Origin of the sequence: Sphingobacterium athyrii (assembly GCF_003071065.1) — a bacterium.
Classification (GTDB): Bacteria; Bacteroidota; Bacteroidia; order Sphingobacteriales; family Sphingobacteriaceae; genus Sphingobacterium; species Sphingobacterium athyrii.
Genome location: NZ_QCXX01000003.1, coordinates 177559 through 200650, shown reverse-complemented (window position 1 = coordinate 200650; position 23092 = coordinate 177559). Strand labels below are relative to the sequence as shown.

13 protein-coding genes are annotated in these 23092 nt (G+C 42.9%); 10 read left to right on the top strand and 3 right to left on the bottom strand.

Translation table 11 applies throughout. The annotated features are described in order from the left end of the window. Positions 1-24: 24 nt before the first annotated feature. Positions 25-171 (bottom strand): hypothetical protein, encoded by a 147-nt coding sequence (locus tag DCO56_RS29540; protein WP_219929373.1) that lies wholly within the window; start codon positions 169-171, stop codon positions 25-27. A 114-nt stretch (positions 172-285) separates the two neighbouring features. Here DCO56_RS29540 and DCO56_RS11355 point away from each other — a divergent pair, with 114 nt between their 5' ends. The 10 genes from DCO56_RS11355 to DCO56_RS11310 all read left to right on the top strand — a co-directional run bounded on the left by DCO56_RS11355 (position 286) and on the right by DCO56_RS11310 (position 19122). Continuing rightward, the gene (locus DCO56_RS11355) at positions 286-3471 is read left to right on the top strand and encodes a SusC/RagA family TonB-linked outer membrane protein (protein ID WP_219929372.1); all 3186 of its coding nucleotides are present in this window, start codon (positions 286-288) and stop codon (positions 3469-3471) included. A gap of 16 nt (positions 3472-3487) precedes the next feature. After that, a complete protein-coding gene (locus tag DCO56_RS11350; RefSeq protein ID WP_108633896.1) occupies positions 3488-5080 on the top strand; it encodes a RagB/SusD family nutrient uptake outer membrane protein in 1593 nt (530 codons plus the stop codon). A 6-nt stretch (positions 5081-5086) separates the two neighbouring features. Then, positions 5087-6541 carry a glycan-binding surface protein gene (locus DCO56_RS11345; protein WP_108633895.1) on the top strand — a complete coding sequence of 485 codons (1455 nt, stop codon included), beginning with the start codon at positions 5087-5089 and terminating at the stop codon, positions 6539-6541. Positions 6542-6640: 99 nt separating this feature from the next. Then, a complete protein-coding gene (locus tag DCO56_RS11340) occupies positions 6641-8233 on the top strand; it encodes a glycoside hydrolase family 43 protein (RefSeq protein ID WP_245935827.1) in 1593 nt (530 codons plus the stop codon). Positions 8234-8236: 3 nt separating this feature from the next. Continuing rightward, a complete protein-coding gene (locus DCO56_RS11335; protein WP_108633894.1) occupies positions 8237-10150 on the top strand; it encodes a sialate O-acetylesterase in 1914 nt (637 codons plus the stop codon). Positions 10151-10210: 60 nt separating this feature from the next. Beyond that, on the top strand, positions 10211-11422 hold the full coding sequence (locus DCO56_RS11330; protein ID WP_108633893.1) for a glycoside hydrolase family 5 protein: 1212 nt from the start codon (positions 10211-10213) through the stop codon (positions 11420-11422). A gap of 113 nt (positions 11423-11535) precedes the next feature. Further along, on the top strand, positions 11536-13596 hold the full coding sequence (locus tag DCO56_RS11325; RefSeq protein WP_108633892.1) for a beta-galactosidase: 2061 nt from the start codon (positions 11536-11538) through the stop codon (positions 13594-13596). 35 nt (positions 13597-13631) lie between these two features. Next, positions 13632-15581, top strand: a complete 1950-nt coding sequence (locus DCO56_RS11320) for a glycoside hydrolase family 97 protein (protein ID WP_108633891.1) — start codon at positions 13632-13634, stop codon at positions 15579-15581. Between the two features lie 46 nt (positions 15582-15627). After that, complete coding sequence (locus DCO56_RS11315) at positions 15628-17265, top strand: alpha-L-fucosidase (RefSeq protein WP_108633890.1); 1638 nt, start codon at positions 15628-15630, stop codon at positions 17263-17265. Positions 17266-17349: 84 nt separating this feature from the next. Next, positions 17350-19122, top strand: coding sequence for a glycoside hydrolase family 2 protein (locus DCO56_RS11310; RefSeq protein ID WP_206531745.1), 1773 nt, complete (start codon positions 17350-17352; stop codon positions 19120-19122). Between the two features lie 210 nt (positions 19123-19332). Here the strand turns inward: DCO56_RS11310 and DCO56_RS29745 are convergent, their stop codons facing one another. Together DCO56_RS29745 and DCO56_RS11300 are read right to left on the bottom strand one after the other, a co-directional pair. Further along, positions 19333-21462: an endo-1,4-beta-xylanase gene (locus DCO56_RS29745; protein ID WP_108633889.1), complete on the bottom strand. Its 2130-nt coding sequence runs from the start codon at positions 21460-21462 to the stop codon at positions 19333-19335. 13 nt (positions 21463-21475) lie between these two features. Beyond that, positions 21476-22834, bottom strand: coding sequence for an MFS transporter (locus DCO56_RS11300; protein WP_241254746.1), 1359 nt, complete (start codon positions 22832-22834; stop codon positions 21476-21478). Positions 22835-23092 lie beyond the last annotated feature (258 nt).

Below are 23092 nucleotides of genomic sequence, written 5' to 3'. Positions count from 1 at the left end.
CTAAGCGTTAAAATACAGATTTTATCAAACCTTTACAGCATAAGTAATCATTTTATACCCTAACCTGAAACATTTGGACACCTTACCAAACCTACTTTCCTGAAAAAGATTCATCGGGATTACCGGACGCACCTTCTCGACAATCGCTAATACACCTAGTTTTATAAACATTTTACCCTCTTATCTGCAACATTTGAACCCTATTAATACAATTTGCTATTCCTAATTTTAATCATCCCTTTCTCGGGAAAATAACCAATATCAAATTATAAACTTAAATTAACCATGAAATCAAAAAACGGATCTCAAAAGTTTTTTTGGCCCAAATTACGACATTGGGAGTATCTCATGTCAATGGCCTTATTTTTCCTATTTATCAACTCCTTACAGGCTCAGGGAACAAAAATCAATGTCTCTGGATTGATTACGAATAAGGCCACCGGAGTACCATTAACAAATGTTTCAGTTAAGCTAAAGGGAACAAGTTGGGTAACTTCTTCCGATGAAAACGGCAGGTATACCATTTCAGTAGAAAAAGGAAGTGTACTCATTTTCAATCACTTGGGATTCCATACTCAAGAAATAAAAGTAATGGACAATCAGCAAAATATTCAGCTAACGGAAAATATACACGAAATGGATGAAGTCGTTGTCGTGGGATATGGAAAAATGAGGCGAAGTGACCTAACCGGATCTGTCGTCTCTGTAACGGCAGACGATATAAGCAAATCGGTCAGTACTTCACTTGATCAAGCATTACAGGGACGTGCTGCAGGTGTTTCTGTGACGCAGAATTCTGGAGCACCGGGGGGCGGAATATCGGTCAGCATCCGTGGTACAAATTCGTTCAGCGGTAATGAGCCCTTATATGTTATAGATGGAATTCCCATAGATGGCAATACCAGAGATAATTCCAGTGCGCTCTCCTCCATAAATCCATCAGATATAGAATCCATGGAAATATTGAAAGATGCTTCAGCTGCCGCCATCTACGGTACCCGAGCAGCAAATGGTGTTGTGCTGATTACAACGAAACGCGGCTTAGCCGGAAAAACCAAATTGGGCTATGAAGGATATGTGGGTCTTCAACAGCTGCCCAATATATTGGACGTCCTCAACCTACGCGAATATGCGGTGTATCAAAATCTGCGCAGCAAAGTTATCGGTTTTGGCGATCGGGAGGAATTTAAAGATCCATCCTTGTTAGGTGAAGGAACGAATTGGCAAAAGGAAATCTTTCGGACTTCATTGATGCACAACCATCAATTGAACATTTCCGGCGGAACCGAGCAAAATAGATTTGCGATCACCGGCGGATACCTGGATCAACAGGGCATCGCACAAGGATCCAGTTTTGAGCGCTATTCCTTACGGATGAACTTCGATTCGAAAATCAACAAATGGCTGACAGTTGGCATCAATGCCTATACGGCGAAAACAAAAAACAGGAACACCATAGACAATGGTGGAATCATTTCACTCGCCATTCGACAATTGCCGGAGGTTCCCGCAAAAAATCCAGATGGCACTTGGGGGACACAACAGGAAAATATGTATGGTACCTATTTCGCTAACCCTTTGGAAGAAGCGCTTACCCGGGAAAACTATGCGAAAGGTTCACAAATCAGTGTCAACGCCTATACGGATATCTCTCCCATCAAAGATCTTGTACTTCGGATCGAAGGCAATGGAAACTATAATTATTCCAATTCCTACCAATTCACGCCATCGTATGATTATGGCAATTTCAAACAACAATCTGCAGGGGCAAGATTCGCAAGTAATGGCTCTTTTACAAACTTTAAGACTTATCTGACCTATAATAAATATTTTTCCGAAAAACACAATCTCTCGATTATGGTCGGGCATGAGGCACAGGAAAATAGATGGGAGTCATTGTCTGGAAGCCGAACTAATTATTTTTTAAATTCTGTCCATGAACTGGATGCCGGCGATTCAAAGACAGCCAAAAATAGCAGTTCAAGAAGTTCGGGCGCCATTGAATCTTATTTCGGACGTTTCAATTATGGATTTGACGATAGGTATCTCCTGACTGCTACTTTTCGCAGAGACGGATCGGATAAATTTGGCATCAACAACCGCTGGGGAACATTTCCCTCTCTTGCGGCAGCTTGGAAGATTAAAAATGAATCTTTCTTAAAGGAAAATTCCACAATCGATAATCTAAAACTACGGTTAGGTTGGGGACTTGTCGGTAATCAGGCGGCAAGCTCATATGCCTATGGCGTGACAATGGCCTCAGCTGCATCCATCTGGGGCACGGGATTCTATCCTTCCAATTTTCCCAATCCTGACCTGAAATGGGAAAAGACCAACGCCTATAATCTAGGTGTGGACCTCAGCCTATTTAAAAACAGGATTGAACTGACGACCGAGGTTTATTTAAAGAAAATCGACAATCTATTGATGCAGGCTGTATTGCCAGACTATATCAGCGGCCTTATTTCCGCCCCCTGGGTTAATGCTGGTTCGATGACCAATAAAGGGGTTGAAATCAGCTTAAATACCGTCAATATCAATAAAAATGGGTTATTCTGGAAATCGGGATTGACATTTTCCATGAACAGAAACCGTGTAACGCACCTATATACCGACGCTGCTGCGATTCAAGGAAAAATAGGAGCCGAAACCTTTACAATGACTAAGGTTGGAAATCCTGTTGGCCAATTCTATGGTTATAATGTGATTGGCATGTTCCAAAACGAAAGTGATTTTTACCGCAAGGATAGTCACAATAACCCGGTGTTAGATCAAGATGGCAAAAAAATACCTGTGGCTCTTCCCAAAGACAAAAATATAGGTATCAACGAGATTTGGGTTGGCGATTTTATCTTCGAAGACAAAAACAAAGATGGTAAAATCGATGAGCAAGACCGCGATTTTATAGGCAATCCGGATCCGAAGTTTATCTTCGGACTGAACAATTACCTAGCCTACAAAGGATTTGACCTGAACATCTTTCTAAACGCTGTATACGGCAATAAGATCTATAATCAACTGCGTAAAGACTTTACAAACCCAATGAACAATTCGGGTATGCTCAAAGAAACAACGGGAATTGCCCATATCGAAACGATTGATCCTAGCGGTTCCGACCAGGATATTGCCAATGTACGGGTTTCCAATCCCAACGCGAGCATTCAGCGTATTACCATCAGTGATGCGAATGATAATAGCCGTATGAGCAAGAGATTTATCGAAGATGGCTCCTATTTGCGCTTGAAAAATATTTCACTGGGCTATACTTTCCCACAAAAGCTTTTGAAAAAATATCAAATTGAAAACCTCAGGTTATACGTCAATATTCAAAATCTTTTCACTTGGACAAAGTATTCGGGCTATGATCCGGAAATAGGTTCCTACAACCAAAATGTTTTATTGAAAGGAATAGATTATGCGAGATATCCTTCACAGCGTATCTATACCTTCGGTTTAAACTTCATGTTTTAATATTAAATACTGAATTATGAAAAAGCTATTCTTGATAGCCTCATTGATGGCTACCGTTGTTCTACATTCCTGCAACAAAAGCTTTCTTGAACGGGAGCCTGAAGGTGCTTATGTGGACGCAACCTTCTATACATCCGCCGAGGCATTGAAAGCAGCCACAGCCCCACTCTACAACAGGGCATGGTTTGACTATAATAAGCGACCTGCTGTCGCCATTGGAAGCTTAAGGGCAAATGATGGCTATAATCCTTATATGAATCCCTCCTATACCTTATTCACGGTGACATCACTTGACGATGGGCTTTCGGATTCCTGGAAATCATTCTATGGTGTCGTAACGATGTCGAATGCCATTATCGACGCTGTTAAAAACAAGGCAATCAATGTCACTGAAATACAAAAAAACGTAGCTATCGCAGAAGCACGACTTATGCGTGGTATAGCATATTTTTATCTTTTGCGAACTTGGGGGCCTGTTATATTGATCGAAAACAATGATGCCGTGATCAAAGACCCTATGCAGCCAAGGCATCGGGAAGAAGATATTTTTCGGTTTATCATCGATGATCTCAGCTTTGCCGTTCAAAACCTTCCAGATAAAGCGGATAAAGGGCGCGCAACAAGCTGGGGCGCCAAAGGTATGCTCGCCAAGGTATACCTCTCCCGCGCGGGCTGGAAAACCGGTGGCACTCGAAATGAAGCCGATTTGGCCAAAGCAAAAGAATACGCACAGGATGTCTGTGTAAATAGCGGACTGGAGCTGTATCCAAAATATGAAGATCTGTTCAAATACAAACATAATAATAATCCTGAATCGCTTATCGCCATGCAATGGGTACCACTTGGCGACTGGGGCGTCTGCAATACGCTCTTAGCTGATCTGGCATTTTCATCCGATGTGACGGGTGGTGTCAATGTTTGGGGCGGCGGACTGAACGGAACGATCGACATGCTCAAACAATACGAACGCGCGGATACGCTCCGAAGAAATGCCACCTATTTTACCCAGCACTCCCTCTATCCCTATATCGCCATTGATAAAGGTGGTTATTCTTATCCTAATGCAGGAGCATCCATAAAAAAAGGGGTAATCGGCGGACCAAATGACGATAATGATGGCTTTGTACAGTCGATGAGTTCGCCACTCAATACCTACATTTTACGCTTGGCAGATGTATACTTAACCTATGCTGAAGCTAGTCTGGGAAATAATACTACACTCAGCGGTGGTGAAGCATTAAGCTACTTTAACAAAGTAAGGGATCGGGCCAAAATCGGGAGAAAAACCTCCATTACATTGGATGACATCATCAAAGAACGACGCATCGAATTTGCGATGGAGTATACCAATTGGTATGATATGGTCAGCTGGTATTGCTACAAACCCGAAAAAATGCTGAAATATTTTAATGATCAGCAACGGGGCTGGTCGACAGCCTCCATTACCAAGGATGAAGACGGGAATCTTATTTTTGAAGACCCCACAGCACCTGCAGTACCCGTCGTCGTGACAGCAAACAACATCTTCTTTCCTTATCCTGAAAATGATCTTATCCAAAATCCAAGACTAAAAGAAGAGCCACAGGCTTATCCATTTAATAATCAGTAAAGAATTATGAAAGCAATATACGATAACAATCGCTTTTTATTATTTGTGTTCATAGCAATTATTATGCTGTCTATGCCATCCTGTAGCCGCAACAATGATCTAACAATGACTCCAGTGATAACCCACGTGCGATTGACAGATCCTGAAAAAGCAGATAGTACCTTTGTAGGTGCATTTCCGGGCACAATGGTTGCTGTTATCGGAAAAAATCTAGATGGTATACAAAAAATTTATATTAATGACCAACAGATCGGATTTAATGCAAATTACTGCACGTCAACAAGCGCCATTATTTCCATTCCTGCCAACTTGCTACTGACTGGCACCAATCCAGATCTCCCAAATGAGATTCGGATAGAAACGAGCCACGGTGAAGCGAGATTCAATTTCCATATCTACTCTCCCGCACCCCAGATCAGCCGTATCGAATTAAATTATCCAGCCAAAGCTGGCGAAAAGCTCAGTATATACGGTTTAAATTTTTATGAAGTAAAAAAAATAGCATTCGAAACCGCAACAGGCGGTAGCGTATCAGCTATCGAATATGAAGTCGATAAGGACTATGATAAAATCGATTTAAAGATCCCATCAGGTGTTCAAGATGGTCGTCTGGCAGTCTACTGCATAACAGATTCGGTCAGCATAGCCTTCACAACACATGTTTCGCCGCCAATAATAAAATCATGGAGCAGCGATATGCCTATTATTGGCGATCAGGCGTTTATTACCGGCGCCAACTTCATCAATGTGACCAAACTAAATATCAATGGAGAATTTGATGTTCCAGGTAAAGATCTTATGGTGGCCAAAAGTCAAGATACCATCTATTATCGACTTCCTAAAACCCCTACCAAATCCGGTACAATTACGGTCCATGCGGCTGGCGGGCAATCTAATTCTACCAAGCTATTTTATCCTATTGAAAATCTTGTCCTGAATTGGGACGAAATAGGCCATTATGAATGGGGAGACAACAATATGCCCGTAATGGCAGACGGCACCAAGCCACCTTACTTCACAACGGGAACCGCTTACCGCATCTTCGGATCACCGGGCGCATGGCAATATTGGTGGGGCAACCTGTCCAACAAAGGCAGCTATCCTAACATAAATACAATACCTGCCAATACGCCTATTGGCAATCTTGTACTGCGCTTTGAATGCTTCGTTAATGAGCCTCTGGCGACGGCGACATTTGACCTACAGCTCAAAGGCAACGGGGATAAAATGGTGTCAGATTATGTGCCACGCGATCGAAACAGCAACAAAACAAATCTTGGAAAATGGATGACCTGTGACATCCTCTTCAATAGGTTTACGACAGTTGCCGACTACGGACGTTTTGCTGCCATAGCCAGCTCAGAACTTGGCATTTTTACGAAAAATAAAGCAGACAATGCCAATGTCAAGGTGGACATCTATTTCGACAATTTTAGAATTATAGACACAAGCAAAAACTAAACCCGTATACAACAAATAAGCACTTTAACACTAGGCCGGATACACGAGCGATCGTCAATGCCGGCCTTTAGTAACCAATCATCTTTCACAAACACACACATGAAATTTAAAAAGTCAATTTACGTCATGATCTCCTGCCTATTTTCCATTGCCTTTCATTATGTCATTGCACAAACTGGCTTTTCAAATCCGATTATCAGGGGGTTCAATCCGGATCCAAGTATCTGTCGTGTAAACGATGACTATTACCTAGTTACTTCGTCCTTTGAATATTTTCCGGGCCTCCCGATTTATCACAGTAAGGATCTTGTCAACTGGGAGCAGATAGGTCACTGTCTCACCCGGGATGCCCAGCTACCGCTGGAAAAGGCTGCTGCTTCAGGCGGCTTATTTGCTCCTTCAATCCGCTATCACGATGGCCTGTTCTATGTCATCTGTACCAATGTATCATCAGGTGGCAATTTCTATTGTACGGCGACTGATCCCACTGGCCCTTGGAGTGATCCAATCCATGTGGCCATCGAGAGTATCGATCCCGATATATTTTGGGACGAGGACGGTAAAACATATTTTGTCACGCAGGGAAATGAAGGGATTCGGGTGACGGAGATTGATATCAAAACCGGAAAGGTTATTGGCTCAGAGCACTTGGTCTGGGGCGGTATCGGTGGCCGATATCCAGAAGCGCCGCATATTTATAAAAAAGATGGATTCTATTACCTGCTTTTGGGCGAAGGTGGTACAGAATACATGCATAGTGCCACAATTGGCAGAAGCAAAAATATCTTAGGTCCATACGAATCTAGCCCACTCAATCCCATACTGACCCATGCCAATAGAATTGGTCAGGCAAATCCTATCCAAGGTGTGGGACATGCAGATTTAGTACAAGCCAAAGATGGTAGCTGGTGGTTGGTTTGCCTTGGTTTCAGAGTTACACAACCCTACAGCTATTACCATATTCTAGGTCGCGAAACATTTCTTGCACCTGTGGACTGGCCTCAGGGCGGATGGCCACAGGTCAATGGCAATGGAACAATCAGCCTGGATATGAAAACAGCTACTTTGCCGCTCAAGCCATTCAGCAAACCCGCTACCCTAAGCGATTTTGATACAGAACAACTTGGCCTTGAATGGCAATATTTAAGAAATCCGGTACGGGACAATTATTCCCTATCCGAAAAAAAGGGGTGGCTCAGGATAAAGGCTACTCCAAATACGCTGAACGATGCCAAACCGATCTCAGCTATCCTAAGAAGACAAACGGAACACAATTTTACGGCTAGCACATTCCTGCAACTTGAATCTTCAAAGGACAATGAAGAAGCTGGAATAACATTAATCCAAAACAACAACCATCATTATGATCTATTGATCAAAAAACAAAAAGGAAAGAATATCATTCAATTACGCGTAAAAGTAGGATCACTGAGCTACATCGCTGCCGAAAAAATAGTGCAGGGCAATCAACAAAAATTAAAAATAGAAGGAACTCCACAACAGTATATCTTTTCGGTAGCAAATCCCGACAGTGAAAATTACAGCGAAATCGGGAAACTGGACACACGCTATCTGGCAACCGAAGTTGCTGGCGGTTTTACTGGCGTAATGATAGGGCTTTACAGCACCTCCAATGGTGTTCCGAGTAATGCAAAAGTATTTTTTGACTGGTTCAACTATAAAACACAATAAAATATGAATCTAAAACATCTCCCAATTTTCATTGCTTTTTTCTTACATGCGTTTCTATTAAAAGCCGAGCTTAGGCTTCCCGCTATATTTGGTGACAACATGATCCTACAGCGGGACAGTCCCATAAAACTATGGGGATGGGCCGAAAAAAATGAAACGGTCCATGTCCAGTTTATGCAGCAAAACCTCAAGGCAAAGGCAGATAAAAATGGTCAATGGAACCTCACCTTAGCCCCTACTTCACACGGAGGACCCTATCGTTTGGAAATAAAAGGCCGGAAGGAACAGATCCTTTTAAAAAATATCTTGGTCGGTGAGGTATGGCTTGCTTCCGGTCAATCTAACATGGAATGGATCGTAAAAAACTCCAATGATGCCGCCAGCGAAATCAGCCGGGCAAATTATCCGAACATTCGGTCATTCAATGTAGAAAAGAATATGAGTGATGTGCCCAAACAAGATCTTAACGGGAAATGGGAAATATGCTCACCTGCCACCGTGGGCGATTTTTCAGCTGTAGGATACTTCTTTGCCCTTAAGCTCTATCAGGAATTAGGTATACCTGTCGGAATAATCAATTCTTCCTGGGGTGGTACCGGTGTCGAAACCTGGACCAGTGGAAACAGCTTTAATAAACTGCCCGCACATTTCAACAAACCCTACAAACAAGCCCTCACAGGCGATCTAAAGGGTTTTATGAGCGAAAACGAATTGAAGAAACAGGCCTATCAACAAGCTTTAGCGAACGATCCGGGGATAGCCCAGAAATGGTACGAAAAAAATTCGGACTTATCAACATGGGGAAAAATGAATGTCCCACAATTATGGGAACCCAAATTGGATAATATTGATGGTATTGTATGGTTCAAACGCAGTATCCATCTTCCAAAGGGTAGTGCCAGCAAATCAGCGTCTATCCATCTTGGGACGATTGATGACGATGATATCTGTTGGATCAACGGCGTAAAAGTGGGCGAAACAAAAGGATATACCTTTTCTAGGAGCTACAATATCCCAAAAACTGTTTTAAAAGATGGTGAAAATATAATTACCGTAAAAATTATGGATACTGGAGGCGGCGGCGGATTTTACGGGAACCCTGCACAGCTATATCTCGAAATTGAAGGTGAGAAATTCCCCCTTGATGGCGAATGGAATTATAAAGAGGCCGTCACAACCAAGCAACACGGCTATAAAGAAGTTTCGCCAAATATGTTTCCGTCCTTGCTCTTTAACGCCATGATCAATCCCATGATCCCCTATACCATTCGGGGTGTCATCTGGTACCAAGGCGAACATAATGCCGGCCAGGCTTACGATTACCGCACCCTCTTCCCCAATCTAATACAAGATTGGCGATCGCATTGGAATCAAGAATTTCCATTTTACTGGGTCCAGTTGGCCAATTATATGGCCAAGGAAAAATCACCGGAAGACAGCGACTGGGCAAAATTGAGAGATGCACAGACCCGGACCCTCCGTCTTGCACATACGGGGCAGGCTGTGATCACGGACATTGGTGAAGCAGATGATATCCACCCACGTAACAAACAAGAAGTGGGCCGGCGGCTTGCTTTAATTGCACTGTCCAAAGATTACGGTCAAAAAGAACGCGTTTATTCTGGGCCAACGTTCAAATCGCTGGTAAAGGCGGACAATAAACTCATTATTTCTTTTGATGCTACCGGAGGAGGACTCGTGGTTAACAACAAATATGGTTATGTCGAAGGATTCGCCCTAGCTGGAGCAGATAAAAAATTTGTTTGGGCCCGGGCTCATATTGAAGGTAATAAAATTATTGTTCAAGCAGATCAGATTATCAACCCTGTATTTGTCCGTTATGCGTGGAGCAATAATCCCGATGTCAATTTATTCAATAAAGAAGGCTTACCTGCCGTACCTTTTAGCAATGAGTAATCGAAAGCTACAACGATAATTTACATGATTTAATAAAAAAAAACGATAAAAATTAGAACGATGAAAACATTATTGAGTTATATCATCATGCTGTTGATGCTACCAGCATGCAGCAGTAAGGAGATTAAAGCTAACATGGAGCTCAGTACGCCGGAGGCGAATGAAGAGCCACAACCTACCTATAGCAAATTCTTGATACGGGACAACTTCAGCACCAACCAGCTGGTTGACGAAATGGGTTTAGGGATCAACCTCGGCAATGCATTAGACGCCACGGGCGACTGGATCAACCCAAGCAGCATCGCTAATTACGAAACAGCATGGGGCAGCCCGATCATTACAAAAGAAATGATTGAGGGGTATGCCAAAGCCGGTTATTCTTCACTGCGCATTCCGGTCACCTGGAGTAATATGATGATAAACGAGGAAAATTACAGGATCCATCCGGATCTGCTCAATAGAGTCGAATCGATCTTAAATTGGACACTTGATTGTGGTATGGTTGCCATTATAAACGTACACCATGAGAATGAATGGGTGAAGAAAGTTCCCACAGACAATGAAGCGAAGAAAAAGTTCACTTCCATCTGGGAGCAGCTCTGTAACCGTTTTGAGAAATATGGTGATCACTTGCTATTCGAACCCATGAATGAAATCGGTTACGACGAGATATGGACGCCCTGGAACGGCGGACAGACCGAAAAAGCAAAAGCATTCGGTTATGTCAATGAGCTGAATCAGCTTTTTGTCGACATCGTCAGGAGATCAGGCGGCAACAATGCAAAACGCCATCTTTTGGTCGAAATCTACAATACTGGTCTGGAGTACGCCTTTGACCCGCTGACCAAAATTCCGGCTGATCCGGCAAAACATCTTGCATTGACCGTCCATTATTATACGCCGCCACTATTTGCCATATTGGGCAACGGTGAAGATGCCGGATGGGGTGTTGGCGTTCCGTCCTGGGGTACAGCACAAGAATTTAAAGAGCTCAACGACAATATGGATCTGCTGAAGAAAAATTGTGTTGACAAAGGGATACCTGTCGTTATTGGCGAATATGCCTGTTCTTCCAAGAATAGAACGCAGGATGTGGTCAGGTTATTTAATGTTTCGGTAACCGAAGCCATTTATTCACGTGGCATGTGTCCGATGCTCTGGGATGTTCAGGGAGCTGGGCAATACGACCGAACGACCAGTCAATTTAAAGACCCCGTCTTTTTGGAGCAAATGATGGCAATACCGGCTAAATATCCACGCAGTCAAAAGTAAAGTTTGCCATACACAACTTAGGGAAGCAGTGTAAAAGAACCTTTTGAATAAATGACCCATAGAGACGTACAATGTACGTCTCTAACCTTTAACTTAACGATATACCAAAACCAATGACACCAAAAAACATTTTTTTCCTCTGTTTGATGTTCTTCGCAGTCCTGTCCTTGGAGGCACAACACAAGTTTGATCGCCCCCTTTACGGTGCAGCCTATTATCACGAGTACATGCCGGGCGAGCGCCTTGAGGAAGATATCCGTCTAATGAAAAATGCAGGGCTCAACGTCATCCGTATAGGCGAATCTGCCTGGGGTCTATTTGAACCACGGGAAGGCGTATTTGAATTTGAATGGATGGACCGGATTATCAACAAAATGCACCAGGCAGGTATAAAAATGATACTTGGAACACCTACTTATTCCATTCCCGCATGGCTTGCCCACACACATCCCGAGGTATTGGCAGAATATCAGGGCGGCAATAAAGCGTATTATGGGATCAGGCAGAATATAGATTTTACCAATCCCACTTTTAAATATTACAGTGAGCGTATCATCCGTAAGCTAATGGAAAGATATGCAAAACACCCCGGGGTCATTGGCTATCAGGTAGACAATGAAACAGAAGCACGTGGCGTAAACAATCCTGATTATTTTATCGGATTCCGCAATTACATTAAGGATCGCTTTAACAACAACCTCGATTCACTCAACAAAGCTTGGGGTATGAACTATTGGGGAATGAATATTCGTACTTGGGAAGAATTCTATACCCGCGATGGTGTCACCAATCCCTCCTATAAAAACGAATGGGAACGGTACAATCGCAAACAGGTCGCTGACTTTCTCAACTGGCAATGCGACATTGTCAATGAATATAGACGCAAGGACCAATTTGTAACCCATTGCTTCATGCCTGATTTTCATAATATAGATCAGGTGGAAAGTTTTCGTCAGATGCAATATCCAGCCATCAATATTTACCATGACGTACAGGATAAACAAGATGGACAGCGCATAGCTTACGCGGGTGATTTTGTGCGTACTGTCGGCAAAAATAACTACATCGTAATGGAAACCAACGCCCAGGGCATAGGTTGGAATGCCCGGACACAATATCCTCCCTACGACAGACAGTTACGGCAAAACGTGTACGCACATTATGCTTCAGGTGCCAATATGGTGGAATATTGGCATTGGTCTACCCTACATTATGGTCAGGAAACCTATTGGCGCGGTGTATTGGGACACGATCTGCAGCCGAATCGAATATACCATGAGTTTAAAACTACAGCAGAAGAGCTCGCAAGAATCGGGGATCATATTATCAACTTGAAAAAGAAAAATAAAGTAGCAATCTTGTATAGCCACGATTCGTACCACGCACTGAACTTTATGCCGTATACCTATAAAAACAATTACCCCATCGACATGGTCCACAAATCGCTCTATTTTCAAAATATCGAAGCCGATATTATCCCATGCGATAAAATTTCCGATTTTAGCGGCTATGCCATGTTGGTTATCCCTCCACTTTATGTCGCTACGGATGGACTGCTTCAGGCGATTGATAAATTTGTAAAAGATGGCGGCCATGTCGTCATGATGCACAAAAGCGGTTATTGCAACGAGCACTCGGCCGTTAGGGCCACGGCTGCGCCTGGACCATTGCGGAAAGCCTGTGGATTCTACTATCAAGAGTTTTCCACAATCGGCGATATGCAGCTGAAAGATAATCCCTTTCAATTGACCAACAAGAACCAAATAGGCGACTGGTACGAATTTTTGGTAACCGAGACAGCCAAACCCTTAGCCTATGCCGAAAACCCCTTCTTTGGAAAGTGGCCCGTGATCACAGAAAATACATACGGCAAAGGAAAGCTAACCTATATCGGAACCTACCCTTCACAGGAATTACTCAATGCGATCATCCGAGAAACTGCTAGGGCAGCTAAGGTTACCGCAGTCGACAGCTATACTTTCCCAATCATTCAACGTTCGGGAACGAATAAATGGGGCATGGCGGTACGTTACCTATTTAATTATAGTGCCGAACCAAAACAGATTACATATACAGGTGCTCCAGCGAGAGAACTTATTTCGGGCAATGTGGTGCGAGCAGGTCAACAGATCGTATTGGACCCTTGGGACGTGTACATCATGGAAGAAAAATAATTCACATACCCCTATCAACATATTCACTAATTATCATGAGAGCATTTATTATCATTCTATTTCTCGCAATATCATCTAGCCTTTCGGCGCAGACTTACACATTAAAATCGCCCGATGGAAAAATTTGTTTGGACATTGACCTATCCGATGGCCTCTCCTACTCTGTATCCTACAGGGACAAACAAGTCATACACCCTTCGCCAATGGGCTTTGAACTACAAGATGAACCTGCCATGCATAAAGGCTTTACCTTGCTAAGCACTCCTCAAACCAGCAGTCAACGCGATTCTTGGACACCGGTCGTGAAGAATAAACACGCCCGTATCGACATGCAGTGGAACGAAACTCATCTTGCCCTGATTGAAAAGAAAGGTGAGAAACGGCGGATGGACCTCTTCTTTCGGGCCTATAACAATGGGATAGCCTTTCGCTATCAATTGTATAGCAGTCCGAAAATAGGCAACAGAGCCATCAGCCGCGAGATGACCGGGTTTTCAGTCGCCGGTCAGGCTCACGCTTGGGCAGCAACATATAAGCCTCGTTACACCTCTAGCCAAGAAAGCGAATTCAATAAAGTTCCCTTGGCCGGATTCAGCGATCAGACCTTGACCGGACTTCCTTTATTGATCGAAGTAGACAAGGAAAACTATCTGGCCATCACCGAAGCGAACTTAGACAATTATCCCGGATTTTATATCGGAAGCAGTTCCACTGATACTAAGGGGCAGGCACTGCTCACAACCAAACTTTCCCCTTTGCCGGGTGAAAAAGAAGACGGTATCAAAGCGCGTTTTGCAGACAAAATAAAGACTCCTTGGCGTGTGGTGACGATAGGCGATAACCCCGGACGATTTATCGAATCCGAAATTGTTCAATCGCTCAACCCACCTTGCGCAATCGAAGACCCCACATGGATAAAACCGGGACTTTGCGCATGGGACCACTGGTGGAGCGGCGAAGTAAAAATGGAGACTGCTGTTGCCAAAGAATATATTGACTTCGCCGCTGCTCAGGGATGGCCTTATATGCTAATCGACTGGCAGTGGTATGGACCGTTTAACCAAGCTCAGGCCGATATTACCAAACCCGCCCCCCAAATCAATATGCCCGAAATACTTGACTATGCCCAAAAGAAAAATGTACGGATTTGGCTTTGGCTGTACAGCACCGATGCCAACCGCAACAATGCTTTCGAAGAAGCCTTTGCCCTGTATGAGCGCTGGGGGATCGCTGGCGTAAAAATAGACTTTATGGACCGCGACGATCAGGAGATGGTAAACTGGTACCATAAAGTGATCAAAAAAGCAGCCGATCACCGACTGATGGTCAACTTCCATGGTGCCTACAAACCTGATGGCATCGAACGTACCTACCCCAATATGATCACGCGTGAAGGTGTACTGGGTGAAGAGTACGCCAAATTTTCTGACCGCATCATCCCGACGCATAACGTTACTTTACCTTTTACGCGCATGCTAGCAGGGCCTATGGATTATACGCCAGGTGGTTTTCTCAATGTGAGCCCAGCCCGGTTTAAGAAGCAATCACCGACCATGATGATGAATACCCGCTGTGCCGAACTCGCCAAATTTGTACTATATGAAAGTCCCCTGACTGTGTTCTGTGACCACCCAAAGCATGTATTAGGCCAACCTGGAAGTGATTTTTTGCAGATCGTACCCACAGTATGGGATGATACACGTTTCATAGACGGTTACCCCGGTGAATTTATTGTGATGGCCAAACGTTCGGGAACAAACTGGTTTATCGGTGCCATGACCAACAACATGGCCCGCACCATTGCGATACCGACCAATTTTCTGCCTACAGGCAAATATGTGCTGGAATATTGGCAGGATGCAAAGGATGCGGCAACAACACCTACAAAAATCGATAAAAAAACACTGGTATTTGAGGCTGGAAAGTCAATAAAAATACCAATGGTCAACGGTGGCGGCTATGCCGCGGTTATTAAACCACAGTAGCATCAACAGATTAAACATATTATTCAACATAAAAACACAGCATACGATGAATAAGAATATTTTTAAAATACTATTACTTTTTACAGTCCTCGGAACGGCTTTAAATGCATCCGCCCAACAAAAAAGAGAAACAGCCTCCTCTTCGGATAAATTTCAGTCTACCTGGGAATCCCTGGCGCAATATGAAGCGCCTGAATGGTTTCGCAATGCCAAGTTCGGAATCTGGGCACACTGGGGACCTCAATGTCAGCCCGAACAGGGCGATTGGTATGCCCGTGGCATGTATGATGAAGGCAGCTGGCAATATAATTCGCATCTAAAAAATTATGGTCATCCTTCTATGGCTGGATTTAAAGATGTTATCAATACCTGGAAAGCCGAAAAATGGGATCCTGAAAGACTTGTCGCATTGTACAAAAAGGTCGGGGCACAATATTTCTTTGCGATGGGAAACCATCACGACAACTTCGATCTGTGGGATAGCAAATATCAAAAATGGAATTCGGTCAATATGGGACCCAAACGTGATATCCTCGCCGCATGGTCAAAGGCCGCAAAAAAAAATAACCTTCCCTTCGGTGTAAGCATCCATTCCTCCCATGCATGGACATGGTATGAAACAGCTCAACGAGCGGACCAATCAGGTTCGCTCAAAGGCGTTCCCTATGATGGCAACATAACAAAAGAAGATGGAAAAGGTAAATGGTGGGAAGGCTATGACCCCCAAGAGCTCTACCGTCAAAATCACCCCCTTAGCAAGGGAAGCGAGGATGTGAAATCATTATGGGCGCAATGGGATTGGCATAATGGAGCCTCCATACCGACGCAGGAGTATATCGATAATTTCTATCAACGGACAGTCGACATGGTCGACACCTATCAACCTGACCTGCTCTATTTTGATGATACGACTCTCCCCTTATGGCCTATCAGTAATGTTGGACTCGATATTGCTGCCCATTTTTATAATAGTAACGCCAAGAAAAACAAGGGAAAGGTCGATGCAGTGCTGTTCGGAAAAATTTTATCCGAACAACAAAAAGAGTGTTTGGTATGGGATGTCGAGCGTGGCGTGCCCGATCAAGTTCAAGAAAAAGCCTGGCAGACATGTACCTGTCTGGGCAGCTGGCACTATAATAAAACTGACTACGAAAACGACACGTACAAGTCCAGTAAAAAGGTCGTCCATATGCTTATTGATATTGTCAGTAAAAATGGTAACCTGCTGCTTAACGTTCCGATCAAGGGAGATGGTAGCATAGACGAAAAAGAAGAGAAAATTCTGCATGAAATAGGCGACTGGATGCAGATCAATAAAGAAGGAATCTTTGATACCCGTCCCTGGGAAATATATGGTGAGGGTCCCAGTACAACGGAAAAAAGCCCTTTGAATGCGGCTGGGTTCAATGAAGACAAGGACAATGCCTATACCGCAGAAGATATCCGTTTTGTGCAGAAAGGAGGCGCCATTTATGCTCATATCATGGCTTGGCCAACCGATGGAAGAATTTTGATAAAGTCTTTAGGAAAGAAAAATAAAACAGTTCCTTCAGTGCGCGTTAAAACCGTATCGCTATTGGGGCATAAGAGAAAACTGATATTCCATCAAAATGAAGAGGCGCTTTCCGTTAATTTACCAGTGGAGAAGCCAAACCAAATTTCGCTGGTTTTGAAGATTAATTAAACCGTTTCTTCGGACTAGAAAATAATACAGCAAGGCTTTCTTCGGACATCGCGGAGAAATTAGAAAATTAAAACTATGTGCAACATGAAAATTATATTAGCATTATTACAGTTATTTCCGCTCCTATCGTTTGCTCAATCCGCAATGATCCATATCGAAGGGCGGCAAAGCAGCAGTTTAAATGGTTTATGGAATGTGATTATAGATCCCTTCGATGCCGGGTCTGGAGATTGGGCTGCCTATTATAAAGATCGAAAGCCTTTAAAAAACTCCGACTTTGTCGAATCCGCATTTGAAGGCGGTCCTCAGTTCCATGTGCCCGGAGATTTCAACTCCCAACTTCTTGAGCTCAACTATTATGAAAGTAGCATCTGGTACAAGCGCACATTTAACGTACAAAAAACTGAAGATCGCCGATTTTTTCTCCATTTCGCAGCAGTAAACTATAAGGCTGAAGTTTATTTGAATGGCAGCAAAATCGGTGAACATGAAGGTGGTTTTACACCTTTCCAATTTGAAGTAACAGACCTGCTAAAAGGCGGAGAAAATAGCCTTATCGTGAAAGTAAATAATCAGCGCATGAAGGATGGGATACCCGGACTTGGCTTCGACTGGTTCAATTATGGCGGGATAACGCGTGATGTCGACCTCATAGAAACTCCAAAAACCTATATAAAGGATTACTTTATTCAACTGGCACAGCATGATGAAAATATCATTGACGGATACGTCTCCCTTGATGGCCCTTCAAAAGAACAAGATATAGAAATAAACATTCCGGAATTGCATGTCAGGTTTAAATCCAGAACAGATAAAGAGGGAAAAGCTATACTCAAATTTCCTTTTCGGAAGAAGACTTTGTGGACACCGGAAAATCCAAAGTTATATGAAGTGCGTGTTTCTGCCGAAACGGATCATATAAAGGAACAAATTGGGTTTCGAACAATCAAAGTTGATGGAACAAATATTTTATTGAATGGCAAATCAATCTTTCTAAAAGGGATTAATATTCATGAAGAAGTTCCGCAGCGTCGCTCCCGTGCCTATAGTGAAAGCGATTATCAAATGCTTTTGAACTGGGCCAAGGATCTGGGTTGTAATTATGTGCGCCTGGTACACTATCCGCATCATGAAAAGATGGTAAAAATAGCGGAGAAAATGGGCTTGATGGTTTGGGAAGAATTGCCCATTTACCAGGGAATAGACTTTGCAAATACGGGCATGAAAGAAAAAATGAACTTGATGCTCAAAGAGATGATTGCCCGGGATAAAAACCGGGCGGCAACCATCATATGGAGCCTCTCGAATGAAACCTACTCTTCGCCGTCAAGAGACAGTTCGCTCACAGCATTGTATTACCTGACAAAATCGTTGGACAATACCCGTCTCGTGACCTCAGCGTTTAATAATATGCGCTTTGAGGGCAACAAGGCCTATATTGAAGATAAACTCAATAGTTTGATGGATATCATGGCGATCAATCAATACCTCGGCTGGTATAAACCATGGCCCGAAACAGATAAAGAAGTCGAATGGATATCCAAATTCAATAAACCGCTAATCTTTTCGGAATTTGGTGGTGAAGCAGTTTTCGGAAACAATATCGACCCAAATCGGGCAAGCAGCTGGAGCGAAGATTACCTGGCGGATATTTATATGCGCCAATTTAAAATGTTCAAGAACATACCGTTCCTACGTGGAGCAACACCATGGCTCCTAGTAGATTTTCGTTCTCCGGGGAGAGCCCATCCCATTTATCAAAAGGGATGGAACAGAAAAGGATTATTATCTGATCGGGGAGAAAAAAAGAAGGCTTGGCACATTGTAGCAGATCAATTCATCAACAATTTCAATTAGTTAAAGCGGAGCATAAACAACAGATCTTCCCGATTCATTGGGAAGATCTGTTGTTACTTCCACCGACGTTCAATACAGTGGCATTTATTCCTATGGATACATTAGCGCGTGCATTTTGCTCATAGCGGGGAGAAAGCTGTTTCGACTGTTTTCCCTAGTTCCACAGCGAATAACCGGCATAACCACGTTCTATGGTACCGTCAAGATTATTTAGGAAGATAAACCATGTATAGGTTTGATATGTCCATCTTCATCATATTCAATTTCAACAACTTTCATACTTCTTAGCCAAGTTTTTCCACCCGACGGAACGGAATCATGATAAAAAAGGTACCATTTGCCCTTGAACTCCAAAATACTGTGGTGCGTCGTCCAGCCTACAACTGGTGATAGAATAACACCCTGATAGGTGAATGGTCCATAAGGATTATCTCCTATTGCGTAACAAATTAAATGGCTATCACCCGTGGAATAAGAAAAATAATACTTGTCCTTATATTTATGCATCCAGGACGCCTCAAAAAATCGTTTTTCGGTATCCCCTTGTCTTAAGGCCATACCATTTTTATCCAAGATGACAAGATCTCGCGGTTGCTCGGAAAATTCAAGCATATCTGTAGATATCTTAACGACCTTTGGCGTTAATGCCGGTTCATCTGCCTTAGGCAATTCATTTGGTACAACAATTTTATTATTTCGATAAAATTGAAGCTGCCCACCCCAGATGCCACCGAAATAGAGATAATAGGATCCATCCTCATCTTTAAACGCACAGGGATCGATGCTGTAACTTCCCTTGATCGGATCGTCCTGCGGTATAAATGGACCGTAGGGTTTGTCCGCTAATGCGACACCAAGTCTAAAAATGTCGTTTTTGTCTTTCATGGAAAAATACATATAGTACTTGCTATCTTTCTCAGTAACATCCGAATCCCAAAGTTGCCGGCCGGACCAAGGAATATCTTTTACATCCAATACTTTCCCGTGGTCAAAGACTTCGTCCTGCACATCTTCCAGTGAAAACACATGGTAATCTTGCATGTCGAAATGATCGCCATTGTCATTTTCAGGAATGCCACTCTCCCGGTCATGAGATGGATAAATATAGATTTTATTTTCAAAAACATGGGCCGATGGATCAGCCATGTAGTCCCTTGGATATAAATATTTACTTTTGTTCATTTTCTTTATTACTTTTTTTTTTTGAGTCAATGCTATAATATCTTTTACAAATGGTTTGGGCTGATAATGACGATCAAACAAGAGCGGGTAATCTGTACGTCCCGGAATAGGCCAGCCATTCTTCCACGAATCGCCATCACCAACGCCCCACAACGTCACACGGGATATTTTATCTTGATGCTTGAGATATAGGTTAAAAAAGGCAACATATCTTTTGCCAAGTTCCGCCATCTTGCCCGGAGGCAAACCTTTTTCATAGGGGTTCGTTTCTTTACTGTAGGCATAGCGTTCTCCAATTTCCGCGCCCATGTTGGGTCGGACATGTGGAAGCACCGAAATATCCATCTCGGTTACCATAACTTTTACACCAAGGTCTGCAAACCCCAAAATGGTCTTTTCAACTTCTTCCAGCGACGGATTGTCCAACGCATTATGCTCCTGCATACCAACCCCACTTATATGTCCGCCGGCTGCCTTCACCTGTTGTACCATAGCCATAATTCCTTTTCGCTTTTCGGGAATGGCCGTTGAATAGTCATTATAATACAATTCAGCGTTGGGGTCCGCCTCATGGGCAAATTGAAAAGCCAATTGTATAAATTCTGGCCCAATAATCTGATAAAATTTGCTTTTACGCCATTCGCCATTATCCAATATAGCTTCATTCACAACATCCCAGCCAAAAACGCGACCTTTATAGCGGGAAACGACAGTTTGGATGTGCTTACGCATGCGTTCAATCAATACCTCCCGAGGTACATCTTTTCCTTTTTTATCAACAAAAAACCAAGCTGGTGTCTGCGAATGCCAGATTAATGTATGACCAATAACCTGCATTTTGTTCTGTTCTCCAAATGCGACAAAACGATCTGCGTCTTTAAAGTAAAACTGCCCTTCCTGAGGCTGCAAAAACATACTTTTCATGCAGTTCTCGGCAACAATGGAATTGAATTGTTTTTTGACGACAGCTACAGCTTTAATATCTCGCTCCCATATCTGATCAAGGTTAAGGGCTGTGCCTATAAAAAATTTATCTTTAAAAGCCTCTTTCAACGTCAGTGAATCAGGCTCTCGATTCATCCCTCGCATAGCTGCCGAGATAGGGTTAAAGCCCAATAGGACTACTACGGCCAAAACGATAGTTTTTAGCAAATTCATGATTTATTTTTGATTAGTAATTAACTCTGGATTCTATTTCCCTGTTGATCTTATCTATAGTGGCATCATCCAACTCATACTTGGAAATCACATACATCGCCAACAATAAAAGTATTGCAGGAATAACAGCTACGAGCCATAGAATTCCCTTTTCTGCCATGTCCGATTGTGTCGCTACATTATCTTTATCAAATGCCACATAAGCTAGTACCAATCCCGGAACGATCCCACCCAGTGCCATACCGGCTTTGTAAAAAATCCCTGTCAATGCATTGACAATCCCGGATATGCGTTTGCCGGTTTTATATTCACCATAGGATATTACCTCAGGAACAAGCGCCCACATGTATCCCGTCGCAACAATAACACCCGTAGACTTGATAAATTGCGCACTCAACACCAGCCAGGTATTTCCTTTAAGAGCTTCGTTCGTTGAAATAACGTATAACATGATCATGCCCAGGATTGCAATTCCCAAAAAAACATAAAACATTTGCTTCTTTCCGATCGCACGTTTAATAGCTGGTATAAGCGGCATAAAAATAAATGCCGGTATTGATCCCAAAGCCATGAAATAAGGAAGCATATCAGGTGCATTTACGTTATAGATCATATAGTAGGACCCTGCCGAGTTTCCGATCGCCATCATCGAAAAAGCAGTAATGAAGAAAAATGCCAGTATCCGCAATGGTCGGTTATGCTTAAATTCCTGCCAAAGATCAGACACCTTGACATTTTCGGTATCTTTTTCATCCATAATAACGCGTTCTTTTGTTTGCGAAAAACAAAAGAATAAAAGCACTAAGCCGACCAAAGCATAGATCAGCATTGTCACAAACCATGCCTCAGCCGAATCCTTCGAATTGATCTTTCCATCGGGTGAGAAATATTTCACCACAAGCGGTACACCATATCCCACAGCCAGCCCACCTATATTGGCCATAAACATACGGGTAGATGTCAACTTTGTTACCTCATCCGTATCTCGGGTTAAGGAAGCATTCAAAGCTCCATAAGGGACATTAACCAATGTATATAACATGGATAATCCTATATAGGTGATATAGGCATATGTCAGTGATCCCGAAAACCCATTCCAAAAACAAAGGATTGCAAAACCTGTAAGCGGAATTCCGCCCAAAAGCAAGTATGACCGATACTTTCCCATACGAGGGCTGTTCTTATCGACAAATGCACCGACAACGGGATCCCATATGACGTCGACTATACGAACAATGAGAAACATAATTCCCGCCGAAGCGGCTGAAATTCCATACACATTGGTATAGAAAATCAATAGATACATGGAAACAGTCTGATAGATAAGGTTCTGAGCAAGGTCACCAGCACCAAATCCCATCCTTTGTTTCATTGAAAGCTTGTAAAAGCCTTTTATGGGCTTTACCTCTGTGATGCATTGATCCATATAATTGGTTATTCGATTAGTTTAATTGTCAGGGTAAAACTACAAGTACTATGTTGTCAGCACCCGATACAAATGTTTTATATACCAATAAAAATGTTTAAAAAACATATTATACAAGAAATTACCAAAGACAAGAGCTACCCAAGCGTTTTATGGGCACAAAAAAAGAGGGAATCTAGATCCCCTCTCCTTACACTGAACTTC